Raw genomic sequence first — 13,019 nt, 5'->3', positions numbered from 1 at the left:
TGAGACGTATGAATAAAATGATGACAACAGTGGTTGCTTTTGGTGCAGGCATGGCAGCATATAATATGGCTCAAAGAAACAATATGATGTCTGCCCGCAATATGAAAAGAATGCAAAAGAAAGTGAAACGTGCGATATTCTAACATGTGTTTAAATCCCCCTTATAAAATTGAGGGGGATTTTTGTATATTTACATTAATTGTCTCCAAAACTAACAAAAAGGAGGCTTGGAAGTGGATATTCGTATGAAATGGTATTATCGAATTGGCTTTTTGCTCCTTTTATTAATTGTCATTTTTGTTTTTCTGAAAATAAGTTTCCTATGGATGCCGATTGTCCGAATGGCAGCCATCATCCTTCTTCCCTTTGTGATTGGTGGGTTTATCACCTATTTACTACACCCGATTGTTGAAAAATCACACGAAAAAGGACTCCACCGCGGGCTTGCCATTTTCTTAATTTATTTTCTTTTTTTTGGCGGAATTGGTTTTGGACTTTATAAAGGAATACCTGCCATTATTGACCAATTAAAGGACCTGTCTGAAAGTGCTCCTGCTTTTGCCGAACAATACCGTGGCTGGATTAATGACTTGCAGTCGCACACAAGGGCGTGGCCAGATGGACTTCAGGCACGGATGAATGAGGGCATTGATACCTTCGAAAAAAAGATGGATTCATTACTAACCATCATCGTTAACATCCTTATGGGTTTCCTAAATTCGGCGTTACTTATGTTACTTATTCCTTTTATCGCCTTTTATATGTTAAAGGACTTTCCCTTAATTAAACGGGCTGTGTGGTATATTACCCCTAAAAAATGGCGGAAGAAGGGCACGCTTTTTCTCAAGGATGTCGATGAATCTCTTGGTAGCTATATCAGAGGACAACTGTTGGTTTGTATCATTATTGGTAGTCTTTCTGCTCTGTTATTTTGGATTTTTGATTTGAACTATCCTTTATTATTAGGGATGATTGTTGGAGCGACAAATGTCATCCCTTATTTTGGTCCGATTATCGGGGCGGTACCAGCAGTGATCATCGCTGCGACAACATCAATTAAATTAGTGATCATTACCTTAGTGATTGTTTTTGGTCTCCAATTCCTTGAAGGAAATATTTTATCACCGTATATTGTTGGCAAAAGCCTGCATATGCACCCGTTAGTCATTATGGTGGCGTTAACTGCCGGCGGGGAAATTGGCGGAATACTTGGATTGATTTTAGCAGTCCCGGTGCTTGCGGTGCTCAAAGTAGGGATAATTCATGCAAAAAGTCATTTCAGTCATGAATCAAATTGACAAACGTTTTTTTCGTGGCTATAATTCGTCATATAGTAGTAAAATGTTGAAGGACATGAGTATGTTGTAGACCATCTGTAACGCATTGAACGCGCAGAAGAGAGGAGCTTCCATGGCTGAAAGAAGCTCTAGATGAAGGATGACAGAAAGCTAATCCGGAGTGCAGCTAATCCCTGCCGTTTCGCCGCGTTAAGGCAATTTTGAGAGATGAATACAGCCTTTTTGTATTCATAATCAGGGTGGTACCGCGAGATAAGCTCTCGTCCCTGTTTTGGGGATGAGGGCTTTTTTGTATGCTTTTTTACATAAAAAGGAGGTCAATCTAAATGAAAAACTTAACAGGATCACAAATTCGCTCGATGTTTTTACAATTTTTTAACGAAGAAAAAGGACACACGATTGAACCGAGTGCCTCACTTGTTCCACATGATGATCCATCATTATTGTGGATTAATAGTGGTGTTGCAACTTTAAAGAAATATTTTGACGGTCGTGTTGTACCTGAAAATCCTCGGATCACAAATGCACAAAAATCAATCAGAACCAATGACATTGAAAACGTTGGGAAAACAGCGCGCCATCATACATTCTTTGAGATGCTCGGTAATTTTTCTATTGGTGAATATTTCAAACAAGAAGCAATTGAATGGGCATGGGAGTTTTTAACTGATACTAAATGGATTGGCTGGGACCCGGAACTTCTGTCTGTTACTGTTCATCCTGAAGATCATGAAGCATTTGACATTTGGCATAAGACAATTGGTTTGCCTGAGGAACGAATTATTCGCCTGGAGGGAAACTTCTGGGATATTGGTGAAGGTCCAAGCGGCCCGAATACGGAAATTTTCTATGATCGCGGCCCGGAATATGGTAATGACCCAAGCGATCCTGAGTTATATCCAGGCGGTGAAAACGACCGATACCTTGAGGTTTGGAACCTTGTCTTTTCACAATTTAATCATAACCCTGATGGTACGTATACACCGCTGCCAAAGAAAAATATTGATACCGGTATGGGACTAGAGCGGATGGCATCTGTCGTTCAAAACGTTCCGACTAATTTTGATACTGATTTATTTATCCCCATCATTCGGGCTACGGAAGAAATCTCGGGTGAAAAATATGGTGTCGATAAAGAACGCGACGTAGCTTTTAAAGTAATTGCTGACCATATCCGAACCGTAGCTTTTGCTGTCGGAGACGGGGCATTGCCATCAAATGAAGGTCGCGGCTATGTATTGCGCCGCTTGCTGCGCCGTGCTGTCCGCTATGCGAAACAAATTAATATTAACCGTCCATTTATGTTTGAACTCGTTCCTATCGTTGGAGAAATCATGCATGACTTCTATCCGGAAGTAAAGGACAAGACCGAATTCATTCAAAAGGTGATCAAAAACGAGGAAGAGCGTTTCCACGAAACCCTTCATGAAGGCTTGACGATTTTAGCAAGCGTTATTAAAAAGGAAAAAGAAAAGGGCAGCGATACCATTACAGGTACCGATATTTTCCGACTCTACGACACCTATGGTTTCCCGGTTGAATTGACAGAAGAATATGCTGAAGAAGAAGGCATGAAGGTTGACCATCAAGGCTTTGAAGTGGAGATGGAGCAGCAGCGTGAACGTGCACGTGCGGCTCGTCAGGACGTCGATTCGATGCAGGTTCAAAAGGGCGTGCTTCGTGATGTTACAGTTGAAAGTAAATTTGTTGGCTACGATACTCTAGAGACAAGCTCGACAGTTGTAGCCATCTTAAAAAATGGTGAACTGGTTGAGGAAGCATCCAGTGGTGAAGAAATACAACTTATCCTAGATATGACACCGTTTTATGCAGAGAGCGGCGGGCAAATCGCTGACCTTGGTTTGATAGAAGGAGAAGGTGTAGCAGTTGCTGTTAAGGATGTACAAAAGGCACCGAATGGTCAAAACCTCCATCAAGTAGTCGTGAAGAGTGGTACGCTAAAAACGAATCAACTGGTAACGGCGAAAGTAGATGCTGAAAATCGTGTGAAGATTATTAAAAATCATACGGCAACCCACTTGCTGCATCAGGCATTAAAAGATATTCTTGGTGAGCATGTAAATCAAGCCGGTTCCCTTGTAGAGCCTGACCGTCTTCGTTTTGATTTTTCGCATTTTGGTCAAATTACGCCGGATGAACTAGAACAAGTCGAAAGAATTGTGAACGAAAAAATCTGGAGAAACATCGAAGTGGATATTAGCCTTAAACCAATTGCTGAAGCAAAAGCACTGGGAGCTATGGCGCTGTTTGGAGAAAAATATGGTGATATTGTTCGTGTTGTAAGGGTTGGGGATTACAGTCTTGAGCTGTGTGGTGGCTGCCATGTTCCCAATACATCTGTTATTGGACTATTTAAAATTGTTTCCGAAGGTGGAATTGGTGCCGGAACCAGAAGAATTGAGGCCGTAACGGCTGAATCAGCATACAAATCACTAAGTGAACAAGTTGGTTTGTTAAAGGATGCTGCTGAAAAATTAAAAACAAATCCGAAAGAGATTGTGCACCGGATTGATGGCCTGATGGTTGAAATCAAACAACTGCAGCGGGAAAATGAATCCCTTGCCGCAAAACTTGGAAACATTGAAGCAGGCAGCCTTGTTTCGAAGGCGAAAGAAATTGACGGTGTAACAGTTTTAGCCGCTCAAGTTCAGGCAGCAGATATGAATAACTTGAGAAATATGGCCGACGACTTGAAGCAAAAGCTTGGTTCGGTTGTCATCGTTCTTGGCAGTGCCCATGAAGGTAAAGTGAATTTGATCGCCGCTGTAACAAAGGATTTAATCGAAAAAGGCTATCATGCCGGGAAACTAATTAAAGAAGTAGCTTCTCGCTGCGGCGGTGGCGGTGGCGGCCGTCCGGATATGGCACAAGCCGGCGGAAAGGATCCGGAAAAACTGGAACCTGCACTGCAATTCGTTGAGGAATGGGTAAAATCCATTTGATAATAGGACAAAGTAGTGTAAAATGTAGGTAAGAGTGCAAAAAAGCGGAAGCGCCTTAACCAGGTGCTTCCGCTAGACATTACAATTCTCTCCTCTGTTAGAAAGGCGGGGTGCATGAAATGAGTTCATTTGACAAAACAATGCGATTTAATTTTCCTGAAGAGCCGTTTGAACATGATGTGAAGGATGTCCTTCTTCAAGTTTATGAGGCTCTGCAGGAAAAAGGTTATAATCCTATTAATCAAATTGTCGGCTACCTGTTATCCGGTGACCCTGCTTATATTCCACGGCATCGCGATGCCCGTAACATCATTCGTAAGCTGGAACGGGACGAAATCATTGAGGAATTGGTCAAATCCTACTTAAAACAACAACGAGAGGTTTAATTAATGCGTGCAATGGGTTTAGATGTAGGCTCAAAAACTGTCGGTGTAGCCATTAGTGATGAGCTAGGATGGACAGCACAGGGTCTCAAAACTCTCAAAATCAATGAAGAAAAACAACAGTTTGGTTTTGAGGAAATTGGTCAATTAATTAGTGAGTATCAAGTTGATACGGTCGTCATCGGTTTTCCTAAAAATATGAATGGTACAGTTGGCCCACGGGCTGAAGCTAGTAAGCACTTTGCTGCTGAAATTGAAACTAAATTTGCTGTGCCGACTGTTTTATGGGACGAGCGTCTGACTACAATGGCAGCTGAACGGGTATTACTGGAAGCTGATGTCAGTCGAAAAAAGCGAAAAAAGGTTATTGATAAAATGGCAGCAGTGATGATTTTGCAAGGCTATCTTGATAGTAAAAATTAATGAGGTGAAGAAAATGACACACGAACACGAACATAATGAAGAAGATCGCTATATCACATTGATTGATGAAAATGGCGATGAACAACTATTTGAAATACTTTTCACATTTGATTCTGATGAATTTGAAAAATCCTATATTTTCTTTTATCCAGTAGGTGCAAATGAAGAAGAGGAAGAAGAAATTGACATCCTCACATATGCTTACATCCCAACGGAAGATGGCGGTCTTGGCGAGTTAATGGAAATTGAAACGGATGAAGAATGGGATATGGTGGAAGAAGTATTTAATACTTTTAATGAAGATCAAGAGGTAGAATAAGAATTAGGGAATCGGCTGCATAGCGGCCGATTCTTTCTTTTTCGACAAAAGAAAGTGGAGATTTTGACTTTGAGAATTGTCCAGCCTCCGGTACCTTCCGTTTTTCTTCATAAATTGACATTTTTCTCACAATATGCTGAAATAATTAAGATATCCTTTTTTATTTTTAATAAATTTGGCTTTTTTTATTCAATGGTCATGGGAAGGGGGAAAACGATGACATCTGACGAAAAGGGAACAAAAAAAGAGATTATTCGGCAAAAAATGCTTGAACAGCACCATGAAGCAAGGGTTGTTCGTAAGATAGTTTCAATCATTTCGATCTTAATCCTATTATTGATCGTCGTTATCGGTGGTGGGGGATACCTTTACATACAATCAGCACTGAAACCAGTTGATTCTAAAAGTAAGAAACAAAAAACAGTTGAAATTCCGTTAGGTTCATCCGTCACAGGAATTGGTGAGAAATTAGAGACAAATGGAATTATTAAAAATGCAAAAGTATTTAAGTATTATGTAAAGCTAAAAAATGAAGGTGGATTTATGGCTGGTAATTATCAGCTAAGCCCTTCAATGGATGTGGCAGAAATTGTCAGCCGTCTGAAAACGGGTAAGGTACTCGCAAAAGCGAGTTTTAAGATTGCGATTCCAGAAGGGAAGCAGCTTACAGAAATTGCCGCTATTATGGCAAAAGCGACAAACCAAAAGGAAGAAGACGTATTTGCTAAATTAAATGACAAAGAATTTATTAAAACGTTAATGGCCAAATATCCGGATATTTTAACAGATGAAGTGTTACACTCTACGGTCAAATATCCGCTCGAAGGATATCTATTCCCGGCTACCTATCCGTTTTATAAACCAAATCCAACAATTGATGAAATAGTCACAGCCATGCTGGATAAAACACGAAATGTACTATCTGATTATGCGGAAGCAAGTAAAGAGAAAAAGCTATCCGTTCATCAATTATTAACGATGGCCTCGTTAGTGGAGGAGGAAGCTACGGAAAAAGCCGACCGTAAAACGATCGCCAGTGTTTTCTATAATCGAATAAAAAAAGGGATGCCGCTCCAAACTGACCCAACGGTTTTATATGCGCAAGGGAGACATAAAGATAAGGTTTTATATGAGGATTTGGAAGTGAATTCACCCTATAATACGTATAAAAATACCGGACTTCCACCAGGGCCGATAGCAAGTGCCGGAAAAGATTCGATTGAAGCGGCATTGGATCCGGAAGAAACGGATTATTATTACTTCCTGGCAACCCCAGAAGGCGAAGTTATTTTTACAAAGACATTGGTTGAACATAATCAAGAAAAGACAAAACATATTACCAATAAAAAATAATAAATCTTAGGGGGAAAGATTAGCATTCCCCCTCTTTTTATGATAAAATAATTCAGGTGTTTTAATATGTATTCTATAGCGTAACTCACAGTATGGTTTTGTGGTGTATCTGACCAAAAACGCACAGAGTTGATCTCATCAGCTCGTTATTTCCTGTGAACGCTATTTTTTCATGTCTAAAGAGCATTATGTAAAGGTAACAATGCTTCTATAGGAATTGAGGTGACGGCAGCTTGTTAAATGAGAAGCTGCATTTTTATATTGATAATCTAATTTCAGAACGAAATCCATTGTTTACGGAAATGGAAAGCTATGCGAAAGAACATAATGTCCCGATTATGGAACTTGCAGGGATTGAAATGATGCTGCAAGTTCTGCGGATTCATCGCTCGCACAAAATTCTAGAGGTCGGAACTGCGATTGGGTATTCAGGATTACGAATGGCTGAAGCGATGCCGAATGCTGAAATCATAACGATTGAGCGTGATGTTGAGCGAATTCAAGTGGCAAAAGAATTTATTGGGCGTTCTTTGTACGGGGAGCAAATCACCCTAATTGAAGGTGATGCGCTCGAAGTGGAAGATCAGGTTCGTGTACATGCTCCGTATGATGCCATCTTTATTGATGCGGCAAAAGGCCAATATCAAAAGTTCTTTACGATGTATGAAAAATATCTGAGTCCGGACGGAATGATTATCACCGATAATGTATTGTTTAAAGGTCTTGTCGCAGAAGAAGAAATTGAATCGAAGAGAACCCGAAACCTTGTTAAGAAAATTGATGATTTTAACCATTGGTTAATGGATCATGCGGATTATGACTCCGTGATTCTCCCTGTAGGAGACGGGGTTGCCATTAGTAAAAGGAGAGGTGAGAGGAAATGAAAAAAACAGAATTGCTTGTCACTCCATTGTCCGTGGATGAGATTTTACCCTTAGCGGAAGCCGGTGCAGATGCATTTGTGGTGGGTGAGCAGCGATATGGTTTACGACTAGCAGGAGAATTCAATCGTGAAGATGTTAAAAAGGCGATTACTCTAGCCCATAGCAAGGGAAAAAAAGTGTATGTGGCGATGAATGCGATATTTCACAATGAAAAAATTGCCGAACTTGCTGACTATATTCAATTTGCTCAAGAAGCAATGGCGGATGCAATTATTTTCGGCGACCCGGCTGTATTAATGACGGCAAAAGAAGTGGCACCGGAAATGAAACTCCATTGGAATACCGAGACAACGGGAACAAACTGGTACACATGTAACTATTGGGGTCGAAAAGGTGCAAAACGGGCAGTCCTAGCACGTGAAATCAACATGGATGCCATTATTGAAATGAAGCAACATGCTGAAGTGGAAATTGAAGTCCAGGTACACGGAATGAGTTGTATGTTTCAATCTAAACGCTCATTACTAGGTAACTATTATGAGTATCAAGGAAAAGTCTTGGAAGTTGAAAATCGTAAGATGGAAAAAAATATGTTTTTGCATGATAAAGAGCGTGAAAATAAATATCCGATTTTCGAAGATGAGAACGGTACGCATATTATGAGCCCAAATGATATTTGTATGATTGATGAACTGCAAGAAATGCTCGAAGCCGGTGTTGATACGTTTAAAATCGATGGAATCTTAAAAAGTCCTGAATATATTTTAGCTGTAACAAAGGCTTATCGTGCAGCAATTGACTTATTTATGGAAGATCCGGATGCATATGACGATAAAAAGGATGAGCTGTTGGCTGCAATTGAGGAAATTCAACCGGCCAATCGTTCAATAGATACAGGATTCTTTTTCAAAGAAACGGTTTACTAATTAGAAAAGCGGAAGCGCCTTGCACAGGGGCTTATGACCCCTTGGCGCTGAAGCTAGACAAAACTTAGGAGGGGTGCAAACATGAATAGCGTTAAAGATACTATTTCTGAAATCATCGATGGAAAACGTGTCATAGTGAAAAAGCCAGAACTCCTTGCGCCAGCGGGTAATCTTGAAAAATTAAAAATTGCGGTTCATTATGGGGCAGATGCTGTGTTTATTGGCGGTCAGGAATATGGACTTCGTTCAAACGCTGATAACTTTACATTTGAGGAAATGAAAGAAGGCGTCGAATTTGCCAAAAAATATGGCGCGAAAATTTATGTGACAACGAACATTTTTGCCCATAATGAAAATATTGACGGTTTAGAGGAATATATTCTTGGCTTGAAGGAAACAGGAATTGCCGGGATTATTGTTGCGGACCCACTCATTATTGAAACCTGCCAGCGGCTTGCCCCGGAGATCGAGATCCATATCAGCACACAGCAGTCACTTTCTAACTGGAAGGCTGCACAGTTTTGGAAAGAATCAGGTGCAGAACGTGTCGTATTAGCAAGAGAGGTCAGTGCGGATGAAATCAGAGAAATGAAGGAAAAGGTCGATGTTGAGATTGAAACCTTTATTCATGGAGCCATGTGCATCGCCTATTCTGGACGTTGTACATTGAGTAATCATATGACAGCACGGGATTCCAACCGCGGCGGATGCTGCCAGTCTTGCCGCTGGGATTATGATCTCTACACACTAGAAGGCAGTAATCAAGAAGTTGCCCTGTTTGAAGAAGGCAATGACCCGTTTGCGATGAGCCCGAAGGATCTTAATTTAATTCAGGCGATTCCACAGATGATTGAACTAGGGATTGACAGTTTGAAAATTGAAGGCAGAATGAAATCAATTCATTACATTGCCACAGTTGTGAGTGTTTATCGGAAAGTGATTGATGCCTATTGCGCTGACCCTGAGAATTTCGTCATCAAGCGTGAATGGTTAGAAGAACTCGATAAATGTGCAAACCGTGAAACAGCGCCTGCTTTTTTTGAAGGGGTTCCAGGGTATAAAGAGCAAATGTTTGGTAATCATAGCAAGAAGACAAAGTTTGAGTTTGTTGGTCTTGTGCTGGATTATAACGAGGAAACACAGATAGTGACATTACAGCAAAGAAACCATTTTAAGCCGGGGCAAGAAGTAGAATTTTTCGGACCGGAAATTCAAAACTTTACGCATGTGATTGATAAAGTTTGGGATGAAAAAGGGAATGAATTGGATGCAGCTAGACATCCGCTTCAGATTGTACAATTTAAATTGGACAAACCGGTGTACCCTAACAACATGATGCGAAAGGAGAACGCATGATGCAGAAACCGGTTGTTATTGGTGTAACCGGCGGCTCAGGCTCCGGAAAAACCAGTGTAACAAAAGCTATTTACGAAAGCTTGAAGGAACATTCCATTTTGGTGCTGGAACAAGATTATTACTACAAGGATCAACATGATGTGCCTTTTGAGGAACGATTGAAGACAAATTATGATCACCCGCTTGCTTTTGATAATGATTTGCTAATCGAGCATATTGAGAAACTTTTACGCTATGAAGCAATAGAAAAACCTGTTTATGATTATTCCATCCACACTCGTTCAGATAAGGTTATACCCGTGGAGCCGCAGGATGTAATCATTTTGGAGGGGATTTTAGTACTCGAGGATGAGCGGCTTCGCAATTTAATGGACATCAAATTGTACGTAGATACGGATGCCGATTTGCGAATCATCCGCCGGCTGACTCGTGATATTCGCGAAAGGGGACGGACTTTCGATTCTGTTATCGATCAATATCTGAATGTAGTCCGGCCAATGCATAACCAATTTATTGAACCAACGAAGCGTTATGCCGATGTCATTATCCCTGAGGGCGGCCAAAATCATGTTGCCGTCGATTTAATGGTCACAAAAATTCAAACAATTCTTGAACAAAAGTCATTTTTATGACACAATAGCTATTATTAGACTTAAAATAAATAATTTTAGCGCGTCCCCTTTTAAAAGGACGCGCTACTATGTATTTGCCATATGGCAAACAATCTACATACCATACATACACAATTCTAATGGGGGATTGTGAGACTTGAAGGAGTGAGGGTTTTGGCTGCAGAAAAAGTATTTCCTATGACACAAGCAGGAAAAGACAAACTTGTACAAGAACTTGAATACTTAAAATCAGTAAAGCGTAAAGAAGTGGTGGAAAGAATTAAAATTGCTAGAAGTTTTGGTGATTTATCTGAAAACTCTGAGTATGATTCCGCAAAAGAAGAGCAGGCATTTGTTGAGGGCCGTATTACGACCTTAGAAAATATGATTCGTAATGCTAAGATAATTGCTGAAAGCGAGATCGCCGGCGATTCAGTCGCACTTGGCAGATCCGTTACATTTATTGAACTTCCGGATGGGGAAGAAGAAACTTACTCTATTGTTGGAAGTGCTGAGGCAGATCCATTTGAAGGGAAAATTTCGAATGACTCGCCGATTGCGAAAAGTCTTTTAGGTAAAAAAGTAGGCGATCAAGTCTCTGTTCAAACACCAGGCGGTGAAATGAGCGTCCGTATTACAAAGATTAACTAAATGATATGAGTACAATTCATCTGAATATTGTTTGAAATGCTTGAACCTCGTCAAAACTTTTGACGAGGTGTTTTTTATGTGGAAAAGACGAGCACTTGGCTGGCTTTTTATTTGTATAACCGGTTTGCTGCTCCTGTTGGTGCGCTTAATGCAAATCCAATTAGTGGAGACAAAGACCTTTTCGAAACATCATGTAAATTTACTTGAGGAAAGTGTCAAACAACGAACACAGGAGCTTGTGATTGATAATGGCAGAGGCAATTTCCTTGACCGAAATGGGGTTATGTTGACGCACAATAAAGTTTCTGTCCTCGTTCTATTTCCTTTTTTAAAAAGGATGGATTGGGAGATTGAGAAGGTGTCTTCCATTTCAGGAATTCCGGAAAATACGCTTAAACTAGCTGTAGAAAAGGCAAAAAAGCCGTTTGCCTTTGGTGACCCACAGCCATTTGAATTGACCAAATCGCAGATGAAAAGGATTAACGCCTTAAAAATCCCTGGGGTTTTTGCGATTGAAAAGAAATTTGAGCGTTCGGAAATACCGGCAGAACAGTTGATTGGTCTAACTAGAGAAAACCCAAAGGAATTAAGTAAGCGTTATCCAAACAAAGAACTATCAGAGAAGACATTGCTTGGTGTATCTGGGCTTGAGGAAAGCTTTGATGAATTCCTTCTCCCAGAAGGGAAATCAAAGCTCGTTTACCACGTGGATGGCACTGGTGGTCCTCTATTCGGTATTAATGTTAAATATGTTGATCCGGCAAATCCGTTTTATCCTGTAAACGTCAAAACCACCCTTGATAAGGATCTACAGCAAAAAGCGGAGAATCTTATTGATCGGTACCAAATCAAAAAAGGCGGCCTTATTCTCCTCAATATGGAGGATAATAGTGTGCTTGCCATGGTTTCCCGACCGGCGATAAATAAAAAGGATCCATACAGTGGCGGGGGAATTACCAATATGATGTTGAAGCAACAAATCGTTGGTTCTGTTTTTAAAACGGTTGTTGCCGCTGCGGCAATCGACCAAAATCTTGATGACCCCACTCGTCTATTTGATTGCAGTAAAAAGATTAATGGAAAACCGGAATTAAAATATAATTATGGAATGCTGGATTTTGCGACCAGTTTTTCCCGAAGCTGTAATCGGACCTTTGGTGAGCTGGCGAAGGAATTGCAAAAGGCAAATCCTCATCTTTTAGAAGAATATGCGACCAAATTATCGCTAATCGGCCCCGTTGGCTGGCAGGGGGATGTCTATCATACAAGCGATTTCAATCAATTTGCAAATGAGGATCATGGCAGGGTCTTCTTGAATGATGAGGCTAGAAAAGATGCCAATTTTGCCGCGATGTCCGGAATCGGTCAACACGAGGTTCGCGTCACTCCATTAGCTGTCGCCAATATGATGGCCACGATAGCAAGAGGGGGGAAAAAAGAAATGGTTCGTGCTGTTTCTAAAATCGAGTATAAAAACGGCACGACGATGGTCGATTTCCCTGAAACCAGCTTAAAAGGGGATATCATATCCCCATATGCGGCAATGAAACTGCAAAAATTACTGCGTGAAGTTGTGGTGAACCCAAATGGAACGGGTAGATGGTTTAAGGACTTGCCCTATGAAGTAGCAGGTAAATCAGGCACTGCCGAAACAGGAAAATTTGAAAATGGCATGCAGCTGCATAATAAGTGGTTTGCCGGCTATTTCCCTTATCAAAATCCCAAATATGTTCTCGTGACTGTGAATTTGGATGTGGTCGATTCCGAGGGTGGGATTAATTTGTTATTTGCTGATATGGTTAAGATGCTTTTTGAAAAAGACCATGGTAACGGAGAGTGAAAAATGGTTTTT

General features: G+C 40.7%; 13 protein-coding genes and 1 other annotated feature. All 13 genes read left to right on the top strand.

Annotation, left to right across the window (positions count from 1 at the left end; genetic code table 11):
* The first annotated feature begins 8 nt into the window (after positions 1-8).
* The 13 genes from G6554_RS03275 (at position 9) to G6554_RS03215 (ending at position 13,007) form a co-directional block, all read left to right on the top strand.
* Positions 9-143, top strand: a complete 135-nt coding sequence (locus G6554_RS03275; RefSeq protein WP_166238709.1) for a YrzQ family protein — start codon at positions 9-11, stop codon at positions 141-143.
* 90 nt (positions 144-233) lie between these two features.
* Positions 234-1,298 carry an AI-2E family transporter gene (locus G6554_RS03270; RefSeq protein ID WP_166238707.1) on the top strand — a complete coding sequence of 355 codons (1,065 nt, stop codon included), beginning with the start codon at positions 234-236 and terminating at the stop codon, positions 1,296-1,298.
* A 37-nt stretch (positions 1,299-1,335) separates the two neighbouring features.
* Positions 1,336-1,569, top strand: a binding site (T-box leader).
* A gap of 55 nt (positions 1,570-1,624) precedes the next feature.
* Positions 1,625-4,261 (top strand): alanine--tRNA ligase, encoded by a 2,637-nt coding sequence (gene alaS, locus G6554_RS03265; protein ID WP_166238705.1) that lies wholly within the window; start codon positions 1,625-1,627, stop codon positions 4,259-4,261.
* A gap of 119 nt (positions 4,262-4,380) precedes the next feature.
* On the top strand, positions 4,381-4,647 hold the full coding sequence (locus G6554_RS03260; RefSeq protein ID WP_007084549.1) for an IreB family regulatory phosphoprotein: 267 nt from the start codon (positions 4,381-4,383) through the stop codon (positions 4,645-4,647).
* Positions 4,648-4,650: 3 nt separating this feature from the next.
* Positions 4,651-5,067, top strand: coding sequence for a Holliday junction resolvase RuvX (gene ruvX / locus G6554_RS03255; RefSeq protein WP_166238703.1), 417 nt, complete (start codon positions 4,651-4,653; stop codon positions 5,065-5,067).
* Positions 5,068-5,080: 13 nt separating this feature from the next.
* Positions 5,081-5,386: a DUF1292 domain-containing protein gene (locus G6554_RS03250; protein WP_166238701.1), complete on the top strand. Its 306-nt coding sequence runs from the start codon at positions 5,081-5,083 to the stop codon at positions 5,384-5,386.
* Between the two features lie 216 nt (positions 5,387-5,602).
* Positions 5,603-6,739 (top strand): endolytic transglycosylase MltG, encoded by a 1,137-nt coding sequence (gene mltG, locus G6554_RS03245; protein ID WP_166238699.1) that lies wholly within the window; start codon positions 5,603-5,605, stop codon positions 6,737-6,739.
* A 233-nt stretch (positions 6,740-6,972) separates the two neighbouring features.
* Positions 6,973-7,623 (top strand): O-methyltransferase, encoded by a 651-nt coding sequence (locus G6554_RS03240; protein WP_166238697.1) that lies wholly within the window; start codon positions 6,973-6,975, stop codon positions 7,621-7,623.
* A complete protein-coding gene (locus G6554_RS03235) occupies positions 7,620-8,549 on the top strand; it encodes a peptidase U32 family protein (RefSeq protein WP_166238695.1) in 930 nt (309 codons plus the stop codon). The genes G6554_RS03240 and G6554_RS03235 overlap by 4 nt, the downstream gene beginning before the upstream one ends.
* 81 nt (positions 8,550-8,630) lie before the next feature.
* On the top strand, positions 8,631-9,905 hold the full coding sequence (locus G6554_RS03230; protein ID WP_166238692.1) for a peptidase U32 family protein: 1,275 nt from the start codon (positions 8,631-8,633) through the stop codon (positions 9,903-9,905).
* Positions 9,902-10,537: a uridine kinase gene (gene udk / locus G6554_RS03225; protein ID WP_166238690.1), complete on the top strand. Its 636-nt coding sequence runs from the start codon at positions 9,902-9,904 to the stop codon at positions 10,535-10,537. Before G6554_RS03230 ends, udk begins: the two co-directional genes overlap by 4 nt.
* Positions 10,538-10,690: 153 nt before the next feature.
* Complete coding sequence (gene greA, locus G6554_RS03220; RefSeq protein WP_166238688.1) at positions 10,691-11,167, top strand: transcription elongation factor GreA; 477 nt, start codon at positions 10,691-10,693, stop codon at positions 11,165-11,167.
* 76 nt (positions 11,168-11,243) lie between these two features.
* Complete coding sequence (locus G6554_RS03215; RefSeq protein WP_166238686.1) at positions 11,244-13,007, top strand: peptidoglycan D,D-transpeptidase FtsI family protein; 1,764 nt, start codon at positions 11,244-11,246, stop codon at positions 13,005-13,007.
* Positions 13,008-13,019: the final 12 nt, after the last annotated feature.

Origin of the sequence: Bacillus sp. MM2020_4 (assembly GCF_011250555.1) — a bacterium.
Classification (GTDB): Bacteria; Bacillota; Bacilli; order Bacillales; family Cytobacillaceae; genus Neobacillus.
The sequence above is the reverse complement of the archived record's forward strand: the minus strand, read 5'-3'. Positions and strand labels throughout refer to the sequence as shown.